Annotated in this window: 23 protein-coding genes; 12 read left to right on the forward strand and 11 right to left on the reverse strand. The window is 70.0% G+C overall.

All coding sequences use genetic code 11. From position 1 onward, the window contains the following. Positions 1-3: 3 nt before the first annotated feature. The 3 genes from Q1A98_RS21435 to Q1A98_RS21445 form a co-directional block, all read right to left on the reverse strand. Positions 4-1,296 carry a lytic murein transglycosylase gene (locus Q1A98_RS21435; protein ID WP_299577410.1) on the reverse strand — a complete coding sequence of 431 codons (1,293 nt, stop codon included), beginning with the start codon at positions 1,294-1,296 and terminating at the stop codon, positions 4-6. A 295-nt stretch (positions 1,297-1,591) separates the two neighbouring features. Then, the gene (locus Q1A98_RS21440; protein WP_299577299.1) at positions 1,592-2,107 is read right to left on the reverse strand and encodes a DUF1003 domain-containing protein; all 516 of its coding nucleotides are present in this window, start codon (positions 2,105-2,107) and stop codon (positions 1,592-1,594) included. Continuing rightward, positions 2,104-3,426, reverse strand: coding sequence for a CBS domain-containing protein (locus Q1A98_RS21445; RefSeq protein WP_299577301.1), 1,323 nt, complete (start codon positions 3,424-3,426; stop codon positions 2,104-2,106). The genes Q1A98_RS21440 and Q1A98_RS21445 overlap by 4 nt, the downstream gene beginning before the upstream one ends. A 72-nt stretch (positions 3,427-3,498) precedes the next feature. On the opposite strand from Q1A98_RS21445, the gene Q1A98_RS21450 reads away from it, so the two are divergent. The 6 genes from Q1A98_RS21450 (at position 3,499) to ugpC (ending at position 9,690) form a co-directional block, all read left to right on the forward strand. Then, on the forward strand, positions 3,499-4,458 hold the full coding sequence (locus tag Q1A98_RS21450; RefSeq protein ID WP_299577303.1) for a CoA ester lyase: 960 nt from the start codon (positions 3,499-3,501) through the stop codon (positions 4,456-4,458). Positions 4,459-4,484: 26 nt separating this feature from the next. Further along, the gene (locus Q1A98_RS21455; protein ID WP_299577305.1) at positions 4,485-4,973 is read left to right on the forward strand and encodes a general stress protein; all 489 of its coding nucleotides are present in this window, start codon (positions 4,485-4,487) and stop codon (positions 4,971-4,973) included. Between the two features lie 209 nt (positions 4,974-5,182). After that, complete coding sequence (locus Q1A98_RS21460) at positions 5,183-6,685, forward strand: extracellular solute-binding protein (protein ID WP_366943492.1); 1,503 nt, start codon at positions 5,183-5,185, stop codon at positions 6,683-6,685. Next, positions 6,682-7,674, forward strand: a complete 993-nt coding sequence (locus Q1A98_RS21465; protein ID WP_299577306.1) for a carbohydrate ABC transporter permease — start codon at positions 6,682-6,684, stop codon at positions 7,672-7,674. The genes Q1A98_RS21460 and Q1A98_RS21465 overlap by 4 nt, the downstream gene beginning before the upstream one ends. 8 nt (positions 7,675-7,682) lie before the next feature. Then, positions 7,683-8,513: a carbohydrate ABC transporter permease gene (locus tag Q1A98_RS21470; protein ID WP_299577307.1), complete on the forward strand. Its 831-nt coding sequence runs from the start codon at positions 7,683-7,685 to the stop codon at positions 8,511-8,513. Positions 8,514-8,517: 4 nt separating this feature from the next. Then, positions 8,518-9,690: a sn-glycerol-3-phosphate ABC transporter ATP-binding protein UgpC gene (gene ugpC, locus Q1A98_RS21475; RefSeq protein ID WP_299577308.1), complete on the forward strand. Its 1,173-nt coding sequence runs from the start codon at positions 8,518-8,520 to the stop codon at positions 9,688-9,690. 36 nt (positions 9,691-9,726) lie between these two features. Here ugpC and Q1A98_RS21480 read toward each other — a convergent pair whose 3' ends face one another. Both Q1A98_RS21480 and Q1A98_RS21485 read right to left on the reverse strand, forming a co-directional pair. After that, positions 9,727-10,581: a chromosome partitioning protein ParB gene (locus tag Q1A98_RS21480; protein ID WP_299577309.1), complete on the reverse strand. Its 855-nt coding sequence runs from the start codon at positions 10,579-10,581 to the stop codon at positions 9,727-9,729. Then, positions 10,571-11,308 carry a metallophosphoesterase gene (locus tag Q1A98_RS21485; RefSeq protein ID WP_299577310.1) on the reverse strand — a complete coding sequence of 246 codons (738 nt, stop codon included), beginning with the start codon at positions 11,306-11,308 and terminating at the stop codon, positions 10,571-10,573. Before Q1A98_RS21485 ends, Q1A98_RS21480 begins: the two co-directional genes overlap by 11 nt. Positions 11,309-11,347: 39 nt before the next feature. Here Q1A98_RS21485 and Q1A98_RS21490 point away from each other — a divergent pair, with 39 nt between their 5' ends. Continuing rightward, positions 11,348-11,932 carry a suppressor of fused domain protein gene (locus Q1A98_RS21490; RefSeq protein ID WP_299577311.1) on the forward strand — a complete coding sequence of 195 codons (585 nt, stop codon included), beginning with the start codon at positions 11,348-11,350 and terminating at the stop codon, positions 11,930-11,932. 6 nt (positions 11,933-11,938) lie between these two features. On the opposite strand, the gene Q1A98_RS21495 is transcribed toward Q1A98_RS21490, so the two are convergent. Further along, positions 11,939-13,006: a magnesium and cobalt transport protein CorA gene (locus tag Q1A98_RS21495; protein WP_299577312.1), complete on the reverse strand. Its 1,068-nt coding sequence runs from the start codon at positions 13,004-13,006 to the stop codon at positions 11,939-11,941. Between the two features lie 86 nt (positions 13,007-13,092). Here Q1A98_RS21495 and Q1A98_RS21500 point away from each other — a divergent pair, with 86 nt between their 5' ends. Together Q1A98_RS21500 and Q1A98_RS21505 are read left to right on the forward strand one after the other, a co-directional pair. Beyond that, complete coding sequence (locus Q1A98_RS21500; RefSeq protein ID WP_299577313.1) at positions 13,093-14,052, forward strand: glycine betaine ABC transporter substrate-binding protein; 960 nt, start codon at positions 13,093-13,095, stop codon at positions 14,050-14,052. Between the two features lie 7 nt (positions 14,053-14,059). Next, a complete protein-coding gene (locus tag Q1A98_RS21505) occupies positions 14,060-14,827 on the forward strand; it encodes an MBL fold metallo-hydrolase (RefSeq protein ID WP_299577314.1) in 768 nt (255 codons plus the stop codon). Here the strand turns inward: Q1A98_RS21505 and Q1A98_RS21510 are convergent. After that, positions 14,792-15,988: a hypothetical protein gene (locus tag Q1A98_RS21510; protein ID WP_299577315.1), complete on the reverse strand. Its 1,197-nt coding sequence runs from the start codon at positions 15,986-15,988 to the stop codon at positions 14,792-14,794. The genes Q1A98_RS21505 and Q1A98_RS21510 overlap by 36 nt on opposite strands. A 64-nt stretch (positions 15,989-16,052) precedes the next feature. Continuing rightward, the gene (locus Q1A98_RS21515; protein WP_299577316.1) at positions 16,053-16,931 is read right to left on the reverse strand and encodes a LysR family transcriptional regulator; all 879 of its coding nucleotides are present in this window, start codon (positions 16,929-16,931) and stop codon (positions 16,053-16,055) included. Positions 16,932-17,002: 71 nt separating this feature from the next. Between Q1A98_RS21515 and Q1A98_RS21520 the strand changes: the two genes are divergently transcribed. Further along, positions 17,003-17,353 carry a nuclear transport factor 2 family protein gene (locus Q1A98_RS21520; protein ID WP_299577317.1) on the forward strand — a complete coding sequence of 117 codons (351 nt, stop codon included), beginning with the start codon at positions 17,003-17,005 and terminating at the stop codon, positions 17,351-17,353. Positions 17,354-17,517: 164 nt separating this feature from the next. Next, positions 17,518-18,786 carry an HNH endonuclease signature motif containing protein gene (locus Q1A98_RS21525; RefSeq protein WP_299577318.1) on the forward strand — a complete coding sequence of 423 codons (1,269 nt, stop codon included), beginning with the start codon at positions 17,518-17,520 and terminating at the stop codon, positions 18,784-18,786. Between the two features lie 9 nt (positions 18,787-18,795). Here the strand turns inward: Q1A98_RS21525 and Q1A98_RS21530 are convergent, their stop codons facing one another. Genes Q1A98_RS21530 through Q1A98_RS21540 form a run of 3 tightly spaced genes read right to left on the reverse strand, consistent with a single transcriptional unit; the run spans position 18,796 to position 22,083 of the window. After that, complete coding sequence (locus Q1A98_RS21530; protein ID WP_299577319.1) at positions 18,796-19,710, reverse strand: alpha/beta hydrolase; 915 nt, start codon at positions 19,708-19,710, stop codon at positions 18,796-18,798. After that, on the reverse strand, positions 19,707-20,537 hold the full coding sequence (locus Q1A98_RS21535; RefSeq protein ID WP_299577320.1) for an SDR family NAD(P)-dependent oxidoreductase: 831 nt from the start codon (positions 20,535-20,537) through the stop codon (positions 19,707-19,709). The genes Q1A98_RS21530 and Q1A98_RS21535 overlap by 4 nt, the downstream gene beginning before the upstream one ends. Before the next feature lie 31 nt (positions 20,538-20,568). Further along, entirely contained in the window at positions 20,569-22,083 is a 1,515-nt protein-coding gene (locus Q1A98_RS21540) for an NAD(P)/FAD-dependent oxidoreductase (protein ID WP_299577321.1), read from the reverse strand. 69 nt (positions 22,084-22,152) lie between these two features. On the opposite strand from Q1A98_RS21540, the gene Q1A98_RS21545 reads away from it, so the two are divergent. Further along, complete coding sequence (locus Q1A98_RS21545; RefSeq protein ID WP_299577322.1) at positions 22,153-22,782, forward strand: TetR/AcrR family transcriptional regulator; 630 nt, start codon at positions 22,153-22,155, stop codon at positions 22,780-22,782. Positions 22,783-22,827 lie beyond the last annotated feature (45 nt).

Raw genomic sequence — 22,827 nt, forward strand, 5'->3', positions numbered from 1 at the left:
CCGCTACGCGAGGGCCAGTGCGGGTGTGGGTCGCAGCGTCAGCGTCGTGACGGCGCAGGGCGCGGTCGTCTTCGCCGCGGTCAGCGGACCGGCGGGGTCGCCGGAGAGGGACGCGGGTCCGCACCGGGTGCCGAGGGCGTCGACGGCGATCCCGCCGACCTCCACCGCCTTCGGCCCCGTCGGGGTGACGGTCCAGGGCAGTGCGACCGTCCGGGCGAGTCCGCACAGCGGGTTGACCCCGCGCAGTGTCGCGGCGGTGACGGTGGCACTGGTCCCGTCCGCCGAGACCGCGCCGGTCAGGTCGACGGAGCACTCGACGGGTCCTGCCGGTGACGTCACCGCGAGGGAGCCGCTCGCCGTGAACTTCGTGTTCACCGCGGAGAACCGCGTCGCGCCGTCCGGTGCGGCCGGCGCCGGTGCGCCCGGCGATCCCGGCACGGCAGGTGCGGGAGCGCCCGGACGGACGGGTGCCGCCGGTCGGACAGGGGTCGCGGGCGGCGCCGGCAGACCCGACACCGGGGTCGTCGGGACGGCACCCGTGGCGTAGCCGATCGCCCAGGCGAGGACCTCGGTCGCATACGGCACCGACTGGTTGTAGCGGAGCACCGACGACACCCGGTGGACCGGGTTCATGATGTCGGAGACGCCGGCGCACAGGTACCGGGCGGCGGAGTAGGAGGCGTCGAACAGGTTGTTCGGGTCGGCCCTGCCGTCGCCGTTGGCGTCGGCGCCCCAGGCGGCCCAGGTGCTGGGGATGAACTGCATCGGTCCGACCGCCCGGTCGTGGATCGGGTCGCCGTCGATCGCACCCTTGTCGGTGTCGGTGATGACGGCGTCACCGGCGTTGGAGCCGTCGAGCACGGGACCCAGGATCGGGGTGAGCGTGGTGCCGGAGGAGTCGACGTTGCCGTTGCCGGCGTGACCGCTCTCGATCCGTCCGATCCCGGCGAGCAGGTACCACGGCATCTTGCAGCCGGGGTTCTCGCTGCCGATGCGGTCGGCCGCGAGCTTGTAGGCCTTCATGGCGATCCCGGGGATGCCGAGGGGCCCGGAGGGGAGCGCAGGGGCGAGCACGCGGACGCCCGCGGCGGGTGCCGCGGTGGCGGCTCCGGGCGGTGCCGCGGGAGGCGGTGCGATGCGCGAGGCCCGGTCGCTCACCGGGGCCATCATGGCGGCTGGGGTGGCCTGCGCGGCGTCGGGAACAGGGAGGCGTTGTGCGCTCGAGGTGGAGGCGCCCAGCACGACGATGCCGAGGAGGAGGCTCGTGACGCCCGCCGTGAACACCCGACCCGACATGTGCGTCGACGCCTCACGCCAGCCGCCCGACACCGCCGTCGTCGCGGTGCGTGCGCCGCGGCGCATCGCGCCCATCGCCGCCCGTCCCCGTCCGTCCATCACCCGCGTGCTCCTGTGACCCGCTCGTCGCGAGGGCCGACGCGCATGCGCACACCGACTCCCACTGTGGAACTTCACGATTCGACATCTGCGCCTGTGCGCAGACGTCGCTCGACTGCCCTCCGCCGGCCCCGAGGCGGACTGTGAGCCACGATACATATGTGGCCAGGGCGGCCGGTGCGTTTCGCCGGGACGCTCAGGAACGCCGGGAGCGGTCCTCGTCGCCGTCGGCCTCGGTGAGGGCCGCGCGCATCTCGGTCAGCAGGTCGTCGAGTTCACGCCGCAGGTAGTCGCGGGTCACGGTGTCACCGACGGCGAGACGCACCGCCGCCAGCTCACGCGCCAGGAACTCGGTGTCGGCCTTGGTCTGCTCCCCGCGGGCGCGGTCCTCCTCGATGGTGATGCGGTCACGTGTCTCCTGCCGGTTCTGGGCCAGCAGGATCAGGGGCGCCGCGTAGGCGGCCTGCGTCGAGAACGCCAGGTTGAGCAGGATGAAGGGGTAGGGGTCCCATCGGATGCTGACCGCGACGAGGTTGAGCGCGATCCACACGACCACGACGACCGTCTGGATCGCCAGGTACCGCCCGGTGCCGAGGAAGCGCGCGAGTTTCTCCGCGTAGACGCCGACCAGGTCGGAGTCGACGTGCACCCCGAACCCGCGCCGCCGGGGGCGGGGGGTGTCGAGGCGGCTGCGGGACCGTTCCGGGCTCATCGGAGGCTCCCGCCGTCGACACCGGCCGGGGCCGACCTGTCGCGCCGGGACTCCCCGGGTTCGCGGTCGCGCCAGTCCTCGGGCAGCAGGTGGTCGAGGAGGTCGTCGACGGTCACCGCGCCGAGCAGATGGCCCTCGGCGTCGACGACGGGCCCGCACACGAGGTTGTAGGTGGCGAAGTACCGCGTCACCTGCTCGAGGGAGTCCTCCGGCCCCAGATGGGACAGGTCGGTGTCGACGATGCCGCCGACGAGGTCCGCCGGCGGCTCGCGCAGGAGCTTCTGCAGGTGGACACAGCCGAGGTATTTGCCGGTGGGCGTCGCCGTCGGGGGGCGGACGACGAACGTCAGGCTCGCCGACGCCGGAGTGAGGTCGGGGTTGCGGGCCCGGGCGAGCGCCTCGGCGACGGTGGTGCTCGGCGTGACGACCGTCGGCTCGGGCGTCATCAGACCGCCGGCGGTGTCGGGGGAGAAGGTGAGCAGGCGGCGCACAGGAGCCGAGTCCTCGGGGTCCATGAGCTGCAGCAGCGCCTCTGCCTCGAGGTCGGGCAGCTCGCCGAGGAGGTCCGCCGCGTCGTCGGGGTCCATCGCCTCGAGGACGTCCGCGGCCCGGTCGACCTCCATGTGCGACAGGAGATCGGTCTGGTCGTCGACGGGGAGCTCCTGCACGACGTCGGCGAGTCGTTCGTCGTCGAGTGCGGCGGCGATCTCCTGGCGTCGTTTGCTGGGGAGCTCGCGCAGCGCGTTGGCGACGTCGGCGGCGCGCATGCCGTCGAACTGCGAGAGCGCCTGCGAGACGGCCTGTCCCGGCAGCTGCAGCGCGCTGTGGTTGAGCCCACGGATCGCGGGCCACTCGACGACGTGGGTCCCCCCGCGCCGACGCAGGCGCGACCGGTTCGCCCGCACGGCGACACGGCACACCACCCAGTCGCGCGTACGCGTGCGCTCGATGGCCAGGTCGACCACGATCACGTCGATCCCCGCGAGGTCCGGCAGGTCGGGATCGTCCACCCGGACGCGCGTGTCGAGGATCTGGCCGATCGCCAGGGCCTCGCCGGGGCGCAGGTCGAGACGGCGCAGGCTCACCGTCCCGGTGTTCAGGGTCACCGACGTCGTCTCGATGGAGGTCACGCGCAGCATCGGCACGAAGATGCGGCGACGGGTGGTCAGTTCGACCGCGAGTCCGAGCGCCCGCGGGGGAGCGGAATCGTGCCGGATGGACAGGACGAGGTCGCGGACGCGCCCGATGGACTCGCCGTCGGGACCGAGCACCGCCAGTCCCACGAGCCGGGCCACGAACACCTTGCCCACATTTGCCATGGCTGTAAGGGTAATGGGGCCCTCGGGCGGCGATGGACCAGTCCTCGGCGGACGGACACAGGGAGGTGAGGCGTGCAGACGACGACAGCGGCACAGGGCCGGTCCGCGGCGCGGCGCACGGTCCTCGCGGTGCCGGGCAACTCGTCCCGGATGCTCGCCAAGGCCCGGGACTCCGCGGCCGACGAGGTCTTCTGTGACCTCGAGGACGCGGTGCCGCCGTCGGAGAAGGAGGGCGCACGCGCCGGGATCGTCGCCGCGCTGAACTCCGGCGGTTGGCGACCGGGCCGTCGCGCGGTGCGCGTCAACGGCTGGTCCGGACCGTGGACGCACGAGGACATCATCACCGTGGTGACGGGCGCGGGCGCCCATCTCGACTCGGTGATCCTGCCCAAGGTCCGGTCGGGTGCGGAGGTCGTCGCGGCGGCCCTCCTGCTCGACCAGCTGGAGATGCGGTGCGACCTCGCACCCCGGTCGATCGCGCTGCAGGCCCAGATCGAGGACGCGGTGGCGCTGACGAGGATCGACGAGATCGCCTCGGCCTCACCGCGTCTGGAGGCACTCGTGATCGGCCCGGCCGACATGGCCGCCGACCTCGGGATGCGGACCCTCACCACCGGCGAACAGCCGGTGGGCTACACACTCGGCGACGCCCACCACCATGTGATGATGACGGTGCTGGTCGCCGCCCGCGCGCACGGCCTGGCCGCGGTCGACGGGCCATACCTCGCGCTGGAGAACCCGGATGGCCTGCGCCGCATCGCTTCCGCCGCCGCGGCACTGGGGTTCGACGGGAAGTGGGTCATCCACCCCGGCCAGATCGACACCGTGAACGAGGTGTTCACGCCACCGGCCGATGCCGTCGCTGCCGCCCGGTCGTTGCTCGACGCCTACGGGACCGCCACCGCCGACGCCCGCGGTGCCGCACGGCACGGCGGGGAGATGATCGACGAGGCGAGCGCGGCCATGGCCCGGTCGGTGCTCGCCCGCGCCGCCGCGGCGGGAACGGACATCGCCCGCCAGACGTTCTCCTGACGAGACCACGAGAAGAGGAAGAGACCATGACGAACCCGCTCGGACCCCGCCAGGGACAAGGTCCCGGCCTGCCCACGCCGCCCTCGGGGTGGCCGATCGGCTCGTACGGCACCTACGCCGAGGCGCAGAAGGCGGTGGATTACCTGTCGGACCAGCACTTCCCGGTCCAGGGCGTCACCATCGTCGGCGTCGACCTCATGCAGGTGGAGCGCGTCACCGGCCGCCTCACCTGGGGGCGCGTCATCGGCGGCGGCATCGCGTCGGGCGCCTGGCTCGGTCTGTTCGTCGGCCTGCTGCTCAGCATCGTCACCGGCAATCTGTTGCCGTCCTTGGTCTTCGGCCTGATCTTCGGTGCGCTGTTCGGCGTCATCTCCGCGTCGCTGGCATACGGCGCCACCCGCGGTCAGCGCGACTTCGCCTCGACCATGCAACTGGTCGCAGGTCGTTACGACGTGATCTGCGATCCCAAGACCGCGGAGCAGGCGCGCGATCTGCTGGCGCGCACCGCGATCTGATCTCCGCGCCCCGGTGGCGTCCGCGATGTCCGATCCAACACGCCCGGGCATTCGCGGACGACGGTGTGACCTGCACTGATCTCGGAGTTGGCACGGTCATCCCGAATGTGTTGCGTGTCACGAAACCGCCCCTATAACGTATCGCCTCAGGCATTCGATGGCGCACGCCGGACCTCCGGTTGTCGTGCACTGGCCGCAAGGAGGCGCGCGTGGCGGACAACGATGGCTCCGACGGGGGGTCCCGGTCGTCCGGGGTGACCCGACCGACCCGACGGCGCTCCCGTCGTCGACTCGCGCTGGCGGCCATGGCGGCTGCGGTGACGATCCCGACCGTCGCCGCGTGCGGGTCGGGGTACACCCAGGGAACGATCAACGTCTACTCGCCACCGGACAACGCGTCGCTGATCGACTCGATCGGCAAGGACTGCACGGACAGCTCGAACGGCGCGTACAAGGTTGTGACACACAAGCTCCCGCGCAGCGCCGACGATCAGCGACTGCAGCTGGCGCGCCGTCTCGCGGGCAACGACGCGGGGATCGACGTCCTCGGCATGGACGTGGTGTGGACCGCGGAGTTCGCCGACGCCGGCTGGTTGGAGCCGGTTCCCGACGACCTCGCGGGCACCGTCCGGTCGCAGTCGTTGCCCGGTCCGTTGGAGACCGCGGAGTGGAAGACCGCCGACGACAGTGCAAAGCGTCTCTACGCGGTCCCGGCGTGGACCAACACGCAGCTGCTCTGGTACCGCCCGGACATCATGAAGCAGTACCTCGGCCGCACCACCCCGCCGGCGACGTGGGACCAACTCCTCGCCGACAACGAGACGATCCGCAAGGCGTGGAAGGGCCCCGGCCCGGCGCCGAGTTACATCGAGGTGCAGGGAGCCCAGTACGAGGGCCTCATGGTGTGGTTCAACACCCTGCTGCAGAGCGCCGGCGGTGAGGTCGTCGACCCGAACGACCCGACCAAGGTGACGCTGACCGACACCCCGGCCCATCGCGCCGCGACCGAGAAAGCGCTCGACGTCATGCGTGCCATCGCCCGCGCGCCCGGTGCCGACCCGTCGCTGAGCAACGCCAAGGAGGACGACGGTCGTCGCACGATGGAGAACGGCCTGGCCACCTTCCAGATCAACTACCCCTTCGTGTTCCCGTCGATGCGCAAGAACGCCGCCACCGGGGCGGTCCCGTTCTTCCCGGAGATGGAACAGTTCAAGTCGCTCTTCGCCGACGAGGACAACCCGCCGAAGGACTCGAGCCTCGGTCGGGTGAACCAGGTGGTGCGCACCAAGTTCGACTTCGGTCGCTACCCGGGGATCCTCTCCGGTCAGCCCGCGAAGGTCACCGTGGGCGGCGTGAACTTCGCCGTCGCGGACACCTCGAAGCAGAAGGACCTCGCCTTCCGGGCGGTGTCGTGCCTCACGAACACCAAGGCGCAGACCGTGTACTCGGTGCAGGGTGGCACACCGCCCACCATCGCCTCGGTCTACGACGACCCCGCCTTCCAGGCCGTGTACCCGATGGGTGACCTCATCCGGGCCCAGCTGCAGGCGAACTCGTCCTCGACCCGTCCGGCGTCCCCGGTGTACCAGGCGATCTCGACGCTGCTCACCGCGAAGCTGAGCCCGCCCGGGGCGCTGGATCCCCAGACCGGGCCGGACGTCCTCGCCGAGCAGGTCCGCAACGCAATCGACGGCAAGGGGCTGATCCCATGACCACCGCTGACCCGAACGCGATCGGCGAGGCGCCACGCGGACGCCACGCGGCGCCGGAATCGATTCCCGCGCAGTCGTCGACGGCCACGGCGCCCGCTCCCAAGGCCGCATCGGAGGGGAAGAAGGCGGATCGTCGCCTCGGTCTGATGCTGATCGCCCCGGCGGTCGTCGTCATGCTGATCGTCACCGCCTACCCGATCGTCTACTCGGTGTACCTCAGCCTGTTCAAGGCCAGTCTGTCCGCGCCGGGCAAGAACGAGTTCGTCTGGCTGTCCAACTACGGGACGGCGCTCAGCGACAGCTACTGGTGGACCGCGCTCGGGGTCACGCTCGGCATCACCGTCGTCTCGGTCGCCATCGAGTTCGTCCTCGGCCTCGCCGTCGCCCTCGTGATGCACCGAACCCTGTTCGGGCGCGGGCTGATCCGGACCGTCGTCCTCATCCCGTACGGCATCGTCACCGCCGTCGCGGCACTGTCCTGGTACTACGCCTGGACGCCGGAGACCGGCTATCTCGCCAACCTGTTGCCCACCGGGTCGGCGCCGCTGACCCAGCAGTGGCCGTCGCTGGCGATCATCGTGCTCGCCGAGGTGTGGAAGACGACGCCGTTCATGGCGCTGCTCCTGCTCGCCGGTCTCGCCCTCGTCCCCGACGACCTCCTCAAGGCCGCCCAGGTCGACGGCGCCGGCGCGTGGACACGCCTGATCAAGATCACCATCCCGCTGATGAAGCCGGCGATCCTGGTCGCGCTGCTCTTCCGCACGCTCGACGCGTTCCGCGTCTTCGACAACATCTACGTACTCACCAAGGGTGCGAACACCACGTATTCGGTGTCGATGTTGGGCTACGACAACCTGTTCAAGGCCTTCAACCTCGGCGTCGGATCCGCGATCAGCGTGCTGATCTTCATCGTCGTCGCGATCATCGCGTTCCTGTTCATCAAGGGCTTCGGCGCCTCGGCGCCCGGCGCCGACCAAGAGGGGCGGTAGTCACACCCATGAACGTCACCGCGGGGCGCCGCGTCGGCTGGTCCGTCATCAACCTGCTCGTCATCCTCTACGCGCTGATCCCGGTGCTGTGGATCGTCAGCCTGTCGTTCAAACCGCAGGCGAAGGTCACCGACGGCAACTTCATCCCCACCTCGTTCTCGTTCGAGAACTACAAGAACATCTTCAAGACGAACGAGTTCACCTCGGCGTTGATCAACTCGATCGGCATCGGCCTCATCACCACAGTGATCGCCGTCGTGATCGGCGCGTTCGCGGCCTACGCCGTGGCCCGCCTGGAGTTCCCGGGCAAGAAGGTGTTCATCGGCGTCGTCCTGCTCGTCGCGATGTTCCCCCAGATCTCGCTCGTGACACCGCTGTTCAACATCGAGCGGTCGGTGGGACTGTTCGACACCTGGCCCGGTCTGATCCTCCCGTACATCACGTTCGCGCTCCCGCTGGCGGTCTACACGCTCCAGGCGTTCTTCCGTGAGATCCCCTGGGAGCTCGAGAAGGCCGCGAAGATGGACGGCGCGACGCCGGCGCAGGCGTTCCGTCGGGTCATCGCGCCGCTCGCCGCGCCGGGCATCGTGACCGCCGGGATCCTGGTGTTCATCTTCGCCTGGAACGACCTGCTGCTCGCCCTGTCGCTGACGTCGACGGAACGATCCATCACCGCGCCGGTCGCCATCACGAACTTCACGGGCAGCTCGCAGTTCGAGGACCCGACCGGATCGGTGGCCGCCGCCGCGGTGGTCATCACCATCCCCATCATCATCTTCGTCCTGATTTTCCAACGTCGTATCGTCGCCGGTCTGACCTCCGGCGCTGTGAAGGGATAGACCCATGGCCGAGATCGTCCTGGACAAGGTGAGCAAGCGATACGCCGACGGTTCCCTCGCGGTGAGCGAGGTGGACATCCAGATCGCCGACGGGGAGTTCATCATCCTGGTCGGACCGTCGGGATGCGGGAAGTCGACGACGCTCAACATGATCGCGGGGCTCGAGGACATCTCCGAGGGCGAACTGCGGATCGGTGGCACGCGTGTCAACGAGAAGGCGCCGAAGGACCGCGACATCGCGATGGTGTTCCAGTCCTACGCGCTGTACCCGCACATGTCGGTGCGCGACAACATCGCGTTCCCGCTGAAGCTGGCGAAGATGTCGAAGGGCGAGGTCGACGCGAAGGTCGCCGAGGCGTCGCGGATCCTCGACCTCGACCAGTACCTCGATCGCAAGCCCGCCAACCTCTCCGGCGGTCAACGTCAGCGCGTCGCGATGGGCCGCGCCATCGTCCGTTCGCCGCAGGCGTTCCTCATGGACGAGCCGCTGTCGAACCTCGACGCCAAACTGCGCGTGCAGATGCGTTCGGAGATCTCCCGGCTGCAGCAGCGTCTGGGCACCACCACCGTGTACGTCACCCACGATCAGACCGAGGCGATGACGCTCGGCGACCGCGTCGTGGTGCTGCGCGGCGGTCACGTCCAGCAGATCGGCACGCCGCAGGATCTCTACGCCCATCCGGCGAACCTGTTCGTCGCCGGCTTCATCGGGTCACCTGCGATGAACTTCCTCCCCGGTCGCCTCACGGGGTCCGGTGTCGAGACGGCGATCGGGACCATCGCGGTACCCGAGCACGATCGCGCCGTGCAGAAGGCGCAGTCGTTGCGGTCCACCGGGGAGGTCCTCGTCGGCATCCGCCCCGAGCACTTCGAGGACGCGCGTCTTCTCGATGACTCCGCCCGTGCACGCGGCGGGACGTTCACCGCCCATGTCGAGGTGCTGGAGTCGATGGGATCGGACTCGTACGCCTACTTCTCGGTCGGCGGGGATCGTGCGTCGAGCGACGCCCTCGCCGAGCTGGCCGCGGACTCCGGAGCCGATCTGGGTGGCAACCAGTTCATCGCGCGTCTCTCGCCGGAGTCGGGGATCGCCCGGGGTCAGGACGCCGAGCTCTGGTACGACGCGTCGAAGGTGGCGCTGTTCGACCAGTCCTCGGGTCACAACCTGCTGGGCTGAGAGCTGTACCCGCCGGGGGTCAGTGCCCCCGGCGGTTCAGGGTTTCCGGCGGGTCGACGAGTCGCGGAGTTCGTCGATGATCGACTCGTCCCAGATGTGGCGGCGCACCAGGCGGTATCGCTCGCACGCGAGCCACATGTAGAGCTCCGCGTCGGTGGCGTCGGGTCGGATCTCGGCGCGGCGCGCCATGCGCACGACAGGGAGGAACTCCTCGCCGAACCACCGGCGGGCCACCTCGTCGCGTCCGAGGAACTCGCCGACCTCCTGGCTCAGTCGGAAGCCCCACGCCTCGACGTTCTCGGCGAGCTCGGCGTAGTCGAACGGGTCGCCGACGGTGATCGCCTCGGCCTGCTTGCCGCGCAACGGCACCCGAGACAGGAACAGCCTGCGGTGGTCCTTGAGGGCGAGATCGGAGACGCCGTGGATGCCCTCGGGTGAGATTCGCGTGTGGATCTCGGTGACGTACGCGTCGATGGTCTCGATGTGTCGGGCGATCGCGATGGACACCCGGTGGTGCCCGTCGACGACGAAGTGCATCTCACCGATGCGGTAGAGCACCACCGGCGGCACGGCCTCACCGCGCCGTTGGGCGGCGGCGATCCGTTGCCATCGGGCGCGGACCCGCGCCGACGTCGGTCGGAACATGCGGTCGAAATCCCGGGTGCGGTCGACGCTGCCGACGATCGTCGACACCTTCACCACGACCAGGCCGATCGAGGTCTCGCCCGTCCGCCCGAGTGCCGCGACCACCTCGTCGAACGGGAGCACCGTGTTGACGTCGGCGGGTTGCCGTGTGAACCACGCGGAGAGACGGGCGAGTTCGGCGCGCCGCCGCTGCCGACTGAAGTCGTTCTCGGCGTCGGCGTCGGGGAATCCGGTGTCACGCGCCATGTCGCCGCCGGGTGATCGCGATGCCCGTGCCGCCGGGCGTGATGTCGAAGACGCTGTAGCCCACGGTGTTCAGCGACAGCGCGGCAGCCGCGGCGTCGTCGGCGGCGTAGGGGATGCGCAGGTCCTCGGGACGGGTGCCGTACGGATGGACGTGTCCGTGGACGAGCGCTTGGGGGCGTAGCGCCCGCACGAGGTCGACGAGACAGGCGAAGCCGCGGTGCGGGGCGTCGGTCTCGTCGCCATAGCCCTGCGCCGGGCTGTGGGTCAGGAGGATGTCGACGCGACCGGGATCCCTGCCCCGCATCCGCCGGACCCGGGAGGCGATCGCCTCGCGGCGGGACAACGCCCGTGCCCGCCGCCGCTGTGTCTGCTCCCGGTACTGGTTCGGTCCGCCGTTGTAGTGGATGGACCCACCCAGCCCGGCGATCCGCAGGCCCGCGACGGAGACGACGCGACCGTCGGCGTTGACCGCGCCCCGGGGGCCGGGGTCGACGACGGGCAGCCCCGCCTGCGTCCACCCCGACCGGCCTCGTCGGAACCCGGAGAGGTCACGGTCGTGGTTGCCGGGGACGTAGACACAGGGTGCGCCGCTGCGGGTGGCCAGGGTCTCGAGGTAGTCGAAGGGGAGGTCACCGGCGCCGAGGACGAGGTCGGGGGCGATCTGTTCGGCGAGCCCGCAGAGCAGCCCGTCGACCACCTCGTCGGCCACCGCGAGCACCCGCACCATGGCCGTCAGGGTACAACCGGGTCTGGGAGACTGGTCCCGATGAGCGAGTCAGTCGTCGACACCGTCGTGTCCCACCTGCAGGCCGCGATCGGGGCCGAGCCGCAACGCGCGTCGGTGACGTTCCTCGGCGTCGAACCCATCGACGTGCTGCGCTTTGTCGGCGACGGCGACGAGGTGGTGTTCGCCAGCGCCGGATGTGCCCGCCACCCGATGACCGACCCGTCGGACCTCGCGGCCGACCCCGTCCGCGGGCCCCGCGCCGAGGTGATCGTGCGGATGCGGTCACGGGGCGACCTCGCCGGGCTGCACACGACGATCGCGGTGCTCGCCGCCGCGCCGGCGGTGGAGGGCGTCATCCTGCGGCCCGACGCCCTGGTCGATCTGTCCGAGCCGCTGTGGACCGGGTCATCGTGCACCGCCGTGGTCCTCGAGGCCGACGCCGTCACGGATTGCGCACTGCCCGAACCGATGTCGCCGGTGGAGTTCCTGCGGGCGGTCCCGATCACCGCGAACGAGGCCGCATGGGTGCGACTGCGCGGTGTCGACGAGCTGCGGCGGGCCTGGCGCGAGGCCGGGATCGACGTGGCCGATCCGCACCGCGTCGCCGTCGATCCCGGTGCCTGACGACGCCTAGAGCCAGTGGTTGCGACGGAAGGTGCGCCACAGTCCGACGCACACCGTCGCGAGGAACACCAGCAGGATGTAATAGCTGTAGCGCCAGTGCAGTTCGGGCATGTTGTCGAAGTTCATCCCGTAGATGCCCGCGAACATCGTCGGTACCGAGGCGATCGCGACCCACGAGGTGATCTTGCGCATGTCGGTGTTCTGCTGGATGCCGACCTTCGCCGACGCGGCGCCCAGCAGCGACGACAGCACCTCGTCGTAGGTCGAGATCCGTTCGGCCACCGTGATCTGGTGGTCGAGGACGTCCCGCAGGTAGCGGCGGACCTCCTTCGGGCACAGGTCGTTCTCGGGCGACGTGAGTCGCTGCAGTGGTGCGGTCAGCGGCGAGACCGCCCGCCGCAGCTCGGTGATCTCGCGCTTGAGCAGGTACACGGGGTCGATGTCGACGCCGCCGGACGGCGCGAAGATCGCTCCCTCGAGCGCGTCGACGTCGGTCTCCACCGCTGCCGTCACGTCCAGATAGGTGTCGACGACGTGGTCGGCGATGGCGTGCATCACCGCATAGGGGCCCAGCGCCAGACGGTCGGGGCGGGACTCGAGATAGCGGCGCACCCCGGCGAGGTGGGTGAAGTCGCCGTGGCGGACGGTGATGACGAAGTCGTCGCCGACGAAGATCATGATCTCGCCGGTCTCGACCACCTCCTTCGTGGTGGTCAGCGACTCGTGCTCGACGTACTTGACCGTCCGCAACACGATGAACTGGGTGTCGTCGTACCGCTCGAGTTTCGGGCGCTGGTGGGCGGCGACCGCGTCCTCGACCATCAGCTCGTGCAGCCCGAAGGTGGCGGCGACGTCGGCCATCTGCCGGTCGTCGGGGGCGTGCAGCCCGACCCACACGAACCCCTCACCGGCGGACCGGACCTGCTTCAGCGCACCGCTGTGGGTCCACTTCCCGGGTCGGCGGTGCCCGTCGACGTAGACGGCGCAGTCGACGACCGCCCGGGCCGGTGGGATCGGGATGCGCGGACGGTCGGACGGCCCGCCCGAGGGACGCAGCGACGGCATCGACGGCATCGGTGACCTCCTCCTGTCCGGCGTGCCCGGCCGGGCGCCATCGTACGACGGGGGGCGGCCGACCCCGTCCGCTAGCGTGGTGTCCCGTGATCCCGCCGAGCCCGCGCCGCCCGCGTCGTGCGGCGGTCGCCACGGTGATCGTCGCGCTGCTCCTGGCCGTGGCGGCCTGCTCGACGAGCACGTCGGCGGACCGATCGTCGCTGGTGATCGGGGCGACCCCCGGGGTGCCCGCCGCCGTCGTCGCCGACATCTACCGCCAGGTGCTGCGGTCCGCGGGGGCGAGCGTCGCCGACGACACCACGGTCGGTGACTACGGTCGCCTCCTCGACGACGTCGACGGTGGTCGGGTGTCGATGTTCGGCGCGTTCGACGGTGATCTCCTGACCCGCCTGGCCCCCTCGTCCACCGCGACGTCGCCCGACGACGTGTACACCGATCTCAACCGAGCTCTGCCGCAGGGGATCTCGGTGGGGGACCCGACGACCGTGACCGACCAGGTGCAGGTCGTGGTGGCAGCGTCGCTCGCGTCCTCGGCCGACGTCGACGCGCTGCCGGAGTGCGCGCGGCTGCCCGAGGGGCTGCCGCTCGTCGGCGACCGTGACCTGGACGCTGCGACAGCGTCGGCGCTGACGGCCGCGGGGTGCCGTTTCGCCCCGTACCGCCGGCTCGAGTCGGTCGACGCGGTGCTCGCCGAGGTGCGGACCGGCCGTGCCGCCGGGGTGGTCTCGCCGCTGTCGGCCGCAGGCACGGCCGCCGACCTCACCTCGCTGACGCCGGCCGCGACGGCGACCGAGGACTCGGGCAGCGGGGGGACCACACCCATGTCCGCCGCTGTCGCAGCACCCGACCCGACGGCCATCCGCGCGCAGATCCTGGTGCCCGTCTACTCGTCGGGCGCATTGACCCGCGACCAGGTCCGCACGATGAACAAGGTCGCCGGTGAGCTGACCACCGCGGACCTGGCCACCATGGCCCAGCGGGTCGCGCAGCGGCAGGCGACGCGATCGGCCGTCGTGGGCGGATGGCTCGCCGAGCACGGCTTCTGACCGCGCCATGACCACGTCGCTCACCTGGTGGGGGCACTCCACCGCGACCGTCGTCGACAGCGGAGTCCGCGTCCTCACCGACCCGGTCCTGACCGGCGGCGTCGCCCACCTGCATCGACGACGCGGGCCGCGCCCGGATGCGGCGGCCCGTCGCGCGGACGTGGTCGTCGTGTCACACCTGCACGCCGACCACCTGCACGTCCGGTCCCTGTCGATGGTGGACGAGGGCGCGCTGATCGTGCTGCCGCGCGGAGCGCGCGACGCGGTCCCGGGACTGGTGCGTCTGCGCGGGCGGGAGATCCGTGAGGTCGCGCCCGGCGACGTCGTGGAGGTCGGTGCGGTGCGCATCCGTGCTGTCCCCGCCGACCACGACGGGCGGCGTCACCCGCTCTCGCGGCGCCACGTCACCCCGCTCGGCTTCGTCGTCGAGGGATCGTCCCGGACGTACTTCGCCGGTGACACCGACCTCTGGGACGGGATGGCCGACGCGGTGGGACCGTGCGATCTCGCGCTGCTCCCGGTGGGCGGCTGGGGCCCCGGCCTGGGCGAAGGTCACATGACGGCCGAGCGTGCGGCGATCGCCGCCGGTCGACTGCACGCGCGGATCACCGTGCCCGTCCACTTCGGCACGTTGTGGCCGCGGGGACTCGGCGCGGTCGCGCCGGACGAGTTCCTCCCGCCGGGAGCGGAATTCGTCCGAGCGGCGGCCGTCCACGCACCGCGGACACGGGCGCGGGAGCTACGACCGGGTGAGGCGCTCGCCGTCGACGACTGATCTTCGGATGCGCTCGAGGTGTCGCCGACGGATCGCCCAGATCGGGAACGCCTTGGCCTGGCGGAGCGTCCGGAGCATGCGATAGCGGTCGTAGAGCGTCACCACGAGAGAGATGAGCAGCAGGAAGAACAGTGCCGGGATCGGCTGGACAGCCGGACCGCGCGGCGTCGGCACCAGCACAAGGACCACCACGACCCCCGCGTTGATGGCCGAGACCGCGATGAACTGCGACACCGTCGACGTCCATTCGACGCCACGGCCGGCGACGTGGTGACTGATCACGGAGTTGGCGACCACGAGGATCGCGACCGTCACGACGATCTGCGGGGTGGTCGCGTCGACGCCGGGCAGGATCCGGGAGAACACCAGCAGCAACATCGACACCAGGACGGTCTTCTCGACGAGCGGGCCGCGCAGGAACGCGCTCTGGGTGGCGCGCACACCGGCCGGCACGCGGGCGACGCGTCCGCCGCGGGTTCGCGCGGAGACGTCGAACCCGAAGGGCCAGTCGCCGGCGGGCAGATGCCGCGCCCCCACACGGATCCCGAGCGCGAGCAGCGCGACGACGACGGCGGCGATCGGCACCACCCACGGGCGGTTCCCGACGGCCACGGTCCAGCTGTCGTCGAGTCCGGCGCCGAGGACCGTCGTCTTGATCTCGTCGGTGACGTCGAGTTCGGCGACGTGCAGCCACCACTCCTGCGGCAGTTTGATCAGCACCCAGATCCCCGCGGCGAGGAGGAACAGCGTGCGGTGCCCGAGACGGGTCGGCGCCCACCGGCACCGGACGAGCTCGTAGGCGATGAAGAAGTACTCGAAGGTGTTCGGGAACGCCAGCAGCAGCCACCGCTGGGAGCTGTACTCGAACGCCACCACGCCGATCAGGCGATAGTAGAAGAGGAACCGGGCGATCCCGAATGCGACGGGGTCCGACCAGTTCTGCAGTGTCGAGAGGTACGCGATCGCCAGGTAGTAGACGTCCAGTGCCTTGTCGTAGGACTGGTAGCCGGAGATGTCGAGTCCCGGGACCTGTTGGAACACCGTCTGATCCACGGCGTCGAGGACGAGCGCGCCGATGATCGCGGGCACCGGGAAGCGGGGGATCAGCAGCGGGACGAGCAGTCGGCCGGCGACGACGAGCAGCACCACGGCGGTTCCCACGCCACGCCCCTCTCGCCGCCCCCGCCGGCCTCGCGCCGGCAGACGACGATAACAACGCCCGGGCTCAGGATCCGTGCGCGGCCGGGAGAAGGCGGTCGAGCAGTGCCCGTGTCGCGGGACCGGGATCGTTGCGCCACACGATCCCGAGACTCGAGCGTGCGCGCGGGTCGTCGACGCCGACGGCGACCAGGCCCGTGGTCCCGCGGCCCGTGGACTCCGACAGCACCGCCACGCCGAGGCCTCGCACGGCGAGTGCGAGCGCGGTCGCCGGCGTGGCGACCTCCCACCGTGGTCGACGGCGGGTGGCCACACCGGCGAGGACGGCATCGAGCGCCGCACGCGCTCCCGAGCCCTCGGGCAGCGAGATCACGTCGGCGTCGGCGAGCTCGGCGGGCGCGATGCCATCGCGCGCCGCCCAGGGATGGTCGGGGGCCACCCAGACGCTGAGAGCGTCGTCGACCACGGTCACCGACTGCAGATCGACGGGACCGTCGCCCGTCCAGGCGGCCACCGCGAGGTCGATCTGCCCGTCCCGCACACGGTCGATCAGCGGGACCGCGGCGTCTTCGACGACCGAGATGTCGAGGCCGGGGTGCGCGGTGTGCAGCGTTGCGAGGGCGTCGAACACCGGCGGCCACCCGAGACCGCCCACCGTGCCGACGCGCAGGCGGCCGGCGACCACGCCGCGGATCTCCGCCGCTGTCTCCCGGATCCCGTCCACCGCTGTGACCGCGGCGCGGATCGCGGGGATCAGGTGGTCGCCGGCCGCCGTCGGCGTCACCCGGCGCGTCGACCGCTGGAGCAGGGCCACGCCGAGTTCCCGTTCCAGCTTGGCGATCTGTGCGCTGACGCCGGACTGGCTGATCCGGACGGCGTCGGCCGCCGCGGTGAACGTCCCCTCGTCGACGACGGCGAGCACGTACCGCAGCTGATGCAGTTCCATGACTGACGATGCTAAATGCATTCACAATCAGCTGTTGGACAGATGGGTGCCGTGTGGCGAGGCTGGAACGCATGAGCACCGAGCAGACACGAACAGCTGTGACGACCTACTTCGACGCCTGGCGAGACCGCGACTTCGACCGGCTGCGGACGGTTCTCGCCGACGACGTCGACTTCGTCGGCGTGATGGGGACGGCTCGTGGCGCCGACGACTGCATCGCCGGACTGCGCGGGATGGCGGAGAACGTGATGACCGACCTGACGCTGCACGCGAGGGTCGTCGACGGTGACGACGCGATCACCTGGTTCGACCTCCACACCGCGTCGACGCCACCGATACCGACCGCGAACTGGAGCCACGTCGAGAACGGCCTCATCACGCGCATCCGGGTCACGTTCGACCCGCGGCCCCTCGGCCTCTGAGTCCGCACCCCGTCTGTTGGGCGGCCGGAACCATCTGTTGGGCGGCCGGAGCCGTTCGTTGGGCGGCCGGAGCCGTTCGTTGGGCGGTTGGAGCGCTGAAAAGACTGTGCACAAACAGTTTTGAGTCTCCGATCGTGTCAGACCCCTCATGTACACATGTACTCATGACGACGGCGGACATCATCGACGCGCGAGACGCGCTGCGCAATGTGATGGCTGTGCTCGCTGACCTTCCCGCCGCCGGTGATGAGGCCGAGGCGGTTGATCGGATCTTTCTGATGGAGTCGATCAAAGCGGCCTGTGCCGCGGGGCAGGCTGCGGACACACTGCGGTTGCAGGAGTTGCGGTCTGCGGCGGAGGCGGAGCGTGGCGTTCCCGTCGAACGCCGGTGTCGCGGATTGTCGGCGGAGGTCGCGTTGGCGCGGCGGGTGTCGGGTAATGCCGGTGGCCGCCATCTCGGGTTCGCGCGGGCGATGGGCGAGATGCCGAACACCTTCGCCCGCCTGCGCGACGGCTCGTTGTCGGAGTGGCGGGCCACCATCCTGGTCCGTGAGACCGCCTACCTCCAGGTCGAAGACCGGCGACTCATCGATCACGCCCTGTGTTCGGACCCGGCCACGCTGGATGGTGTCGGTGATCGAGCGCTGGAGGCGCTCGCGAAGAAGATCGCCTACGCCCGCGATCCGCACGCCGTGGTCGACCGCAACGCGTCGGCACCCAAGGATCGTCGGGTCACGATCCGCCCGAAGCCGGACGCGACGGTGCAGCTGTCGGCGCTGCTGCCGATGACCGCGGGCATCGCGGCCTATGCGGCATTGAAGAAGCAGGCCGATCTGATCTGTCAGTCCGACGACCGCACCCACGCGCAGGTCATGGCCGACACCCTCCTGCGCCGGCTCACCGGTGTCGCGGTGCCTGGGGCGGTACCGCTCGCGGTGGATGTCGTCGTGTCCGACGTCGTCCTCACCGGTGACGCCTCCGCCGCAGCGGAGGTTCCCGGCTACGGACCGATTCCGGCGAGCACCGCTCGGGACCTGATCGCCGACGCCCTCGACCACGACGCGGAAGTCACGCTGCGACGACTGTTCGCGGCACCGGACTCCGGTGCGCTCGTCGCGATGGAGTCGAAGGCCCGAATTTTCCCGTCCGGTCTGCGACGGTTCATCACCCGCCGCGATGTGTCATGTCGGTTCCCGTACTGCGATGCCCCGATCGTCGAGATCGACCACGCGCATCCACATCACGACGGCGGTGCGACGGACGCCCTGAACGGGCTGGGGGAGTGTCGGACGCACAACCGGCAGAAGGAGAACCCCGGCTGGGCGGTCACCACCGCGATCGACGACGACGGCACCCACGAAGCCCTCATCCGCACACCAACCGGCCACGAACACCGATCCCGCGCACCCGCGCGGCCCGACGCAGCAGCGTGACGGCGAGGGTCAGGCCAGGCGTGCGCGCAGGAAGCCACCGAGGTGGTCGACGGCGTCGGAGGCTTCGGCGAGCATGCTCGCCTGCAGGTGGCCGACGTGCCAGAGCCGCGGGAACTCTTCGAGGTCGACATCGACGCCTGCTGCCCGGGCCTTGTCGACGAACGTCAGGACCTGCGGGTGCAGCGCCTCACGCTCGCCGATGTGGACCACCGTCGGGGGCAACCCGGACAGGTCGCCGTTGAGAGGGGCGTATCCGGGATCCGACGCGTCCCCGTCGGCGAGGTAGGCGGCCGCGCACGCGCGGGACCACGGATGGTTGACGATGACGTCGGTGGCGTGGCCCGCGAGCCCGGTGTCGATGGAGGGGTCGACCCACGGCGCGATGAGTCCCATTGCGGCAGGGGTCATCTCGTGATGGTCGATCAACCGGCGCGTCACCGCAACGCTCAGACCGCCGCCCGCGGAGTCACCAGCGACGGCGATCTGGTCCGGACGGAATCCGTGGAAGTGGACGAGATCGAGGAAGGCTGCCACGCCGTCGTCCAGTGCCGCCGGGAACGGATCCTCCGGTGCCAGGCGGTAGTCGGGGGCGAACACCGTGGCGTCGGTGACCGCGGCGAGTCTGGCCGTGAGGCGTCGGTGCGATCGCGGCGAGCCCATCACGTAGCCGCCACCGTGCAGGTACAGGACCGCGGTCGAATTCTCCGTGGCACCCACGGTCACGCGCTCGGTCGGGCGGCCGCCGAGCGTGATGGTTCGGACGACCGTGTCGGCGGGCAACGGGTCGACGTCGAGGGCGTGGTCGGCCATGGCGCGCTGCCACCCGACCGGCATGCGCGGATGGAGCATCAGCGCATAGAGCGCCCGCGTGACGGGCTCGACGAGACCGATCGGCAGCGCCAGGGTCTTCGGGCCGGCAGTCATTTTCGCGGCGAGAGGGTCGCGCCGGCCGCCTTGGCGACCACTGGCATGTAGGCCGCACCGAGGACACGCACGAGCTTGTCGAGGAACTTCGCGTCCGCGCCGACGAGGATGCGCGGCTTGTTCTTCTCCACACCGGCGATGATCACCGACGCCGCCTTCGGCGAGCTCATCCGCGCGAGCTTCTTGTCGAACAACGCGGCGAACTGTGCCGCGTCCGACCCCTCGTTGACCGTCGCGTTGCGGGCGATGGCGGTCTTGATGCCGCCGGGGTGCACGCACGACACGGACACGGGGTGACCCGCGAGCCGCATCTCCTGGATCAGCGACTCGGTGAAACCGCGCACCGCGAACTTCGCTGCGTTGTAGGCACTCTGGCCGGGCGTCGACATCAACCCGAACAGCGACGAGGTGTTCACGACGTGTCCGTCGCCCGAGGCGATGATGTGCGGCAGGAACGCCTTGGTGCCGTTGACGACGCCCCAGTAGTCGACGTCCATGATGCGCTCGTAGGTCTTGAAGTCGGTCAACTCCACCTCGCCGTGATGCGCGATCCCGGCGTTGTTGAAGATCGCGTTGACCTTCCCGAAGTGTGCGACCACGGTGTCGGCGTACTCGAGCACGGCCTCCCGCTCGGCGACGTTGAGGAGCTGTGCGTGCACGTCGGCACCCTTCGCCTCGAGCATCGCCCGGGTCTCCTCGAGCCCGGTGGGGTTCATGTCGGAGATGGCCAGACGCGCGCCCTTGTCGGCGAGCTGCAGTGCGAGGTCCCGGCCCATGCCGCTGGCCGCTCCGGTGACGACGACGACCTTGCCGGCGAAGTTCTTCATACTCGGTTCCTTCGGATCAGACCGGTCGGGGTCAGGCGGTGACCGACGCCGGTTCCGGCGCGGGCGTCGACCCGGCGCGGCGGGTCTCGTAGGCGGCGAGGTCGAACTCCTTCGTCGCCTTTCGGTAATTGAAGGTGAAGCCCGGCCACAGGGTGGTGATGTTGCCGAACTTGTCCTTGTACCAGCTCGAGCAACCGCCGTTCTCCCACACGCTGGTCTCCAGCGTCGACTGCACCTCGCGGTTGTACTCGCGCTGGACGTCCGCGCGGACCTCGGTGCGGGTGATGTCGTTGCGCTGCACCGTCTTCAGCCAGTCCGCCAGGTAGTTCAGCTGCGACTCGATCATGAAGACCATCGAGGTGTGACCGAGACCGGTGGCCGGACCGATCATGAGGAACATGTTGGGGAAGCCGTGGATGGTGGATCCCTTGTAGGCAGCCATGCCGTCCCGGGCCCACACCTGGGCGAGACTCTCGCCGTCCTTGCCGACGATGTGCTCGAAGCCGGGGGAGTCGGTGACGTGGAACCCGGTGGCGACGACGATGGCGTCGATCTCCCGCTCGGTGCCGTTCTCGGTCACGATGCCGGTGGAGGTGACCTTCGCGATGCCGTCGGTGACGACGTCGACGTTGTCCTGTCCGAGCGCCGGGTAGTAGGTGTTCGACAGCAGGATCCGCTTGCAGCCCACCTTGAACTGCGGCGTGACCTTCTTGCGCTTCACCGGGTCGGAGATGCCGCGGCGGATGTTGGCCTTGCCGATGGCGTGCGCGGGGCGCAGTACGTCAGGGCGATGGGTGAGGCCGTAGGAGACGAGCTCGTGCGCCAGGTAGATGCCGGTGCGCGACAGGCGCTGTGCGCCCGGGACGTTCTTGAAGATCCAGTGCTCCAGCCCGGTGTACTCGCGGTCGGCGCGGGGGAGGACCCACGGCGCGGTGCGCTGGTAGACGTCCATGTGGCTGACCTTGCCCGCGAGCTCGGGGATGATCTGGATGGCCGAGGCGCCGGTGCCGATGACGGCGACCCGCTTGCCGGTCAGGTCGGTCTCGTGGTCCCAGCGGGCCGAGTGGAAGATCGCGCCCTCGAACCCCTCGATGCCCTCGATGTCGGGCAGGCGGGGCTCACACAGCGGACCGATCGCGCCGACGAGGATCTCCGCGCGGATCTGCTGCGGGCCGTCGGTCTCGCTGTCGGTGCTGACGATCCAGCGGTTCTGAGCCTCGTCCCATCGCGCGTCGCTCACCTCGGTGCGGAACCGGGTGCGGCTGTGCAGGTCGTACTTGTCGGCCACGCGGTTGATGTAGGCGTGGATCTCGGCCTGCTTGGAGAACGAGCGCGACCACTCCGGGTTCAGCTCGAACGAGTACGAGTACAGGTGCGACGGGACGTCGCACGCGGCACCGGGGTAGGTGTTGTCGCGCCAGGTGCCGCCGAAATCCGAGCCGCGGTCGAGGACCAGGAAGTCGTCGAAACCGTTCTGCCTGAGGGTGATGGCCGCGCCCATGCCGGACAACCCGGCGCCGACGACGGCGACCTTGACATCGTTCATGGGTAAGATCGTACACAGTATTGACGCCCGGTCAATAGACTATTGACCATCCGTCAGTACTATGTGCACATGGCTGGCTCCAAGCGCACCCGCATGACCCCCGAGGCACGGCGGCTGCAGCTGATCGAGGAGGGTCTGGCCATGGCCACGGACCGCCCGCTGGACCAGGTGTCCGTCGAGGCCGTCGCCGAGGCCGTCGGGGTGTCGCGGGCGCTGATCTTCCACTACTTCGACACCAAGCAGGACTTCCACGTCGCCATGGCGCGCGAGCAGTCGCACCGGATGCTCCAGGCCACCGAGCCCGACTTCACGCTGGGGGACCCGATCGAGGTCCTGCGCGGCACCATCCGCGGTTTCGTCGACTTCGTGACCGACAACCGGAGCCTGTACCTGGCGCTGATGCGCGGGTCGGCGTCGTCGGACCCTGCCATGCAGGCGGTGTTCGACGAGACGCGGACGGTCATGGTGCGCCGCACCTTCGCGAACGTGCAGCTCGTCGGACTCGAGCCGACACCACTGGTCGAGCTCGCCATCAACGGGTGGATCGCTTTCGCCGAGGACGTGACGATCCGCTGGCTCACCGACGCCACGGTCACCCGCGACGAACTCCTCGAACTGATCACCGTCGCGCTGCCCAGCCTGGGCGCGATCGCCGGAAAGATGTCCGGCGCCGACACCAGCGCGATGTCCCTGTCCTGACAGACGACGGTGGCCGCCCACCCGACGATGTCGGATGGACGGCCA

The sequence above is a fragment of the uncultured Williamsia sp. genome (genome assembly GCF_947494875.1).
Lineage (GTDB): Bacteria > Actinomycetota > Actinomycetes > Mycobacteriales > Mycobacteriaceae > Williamsia_A.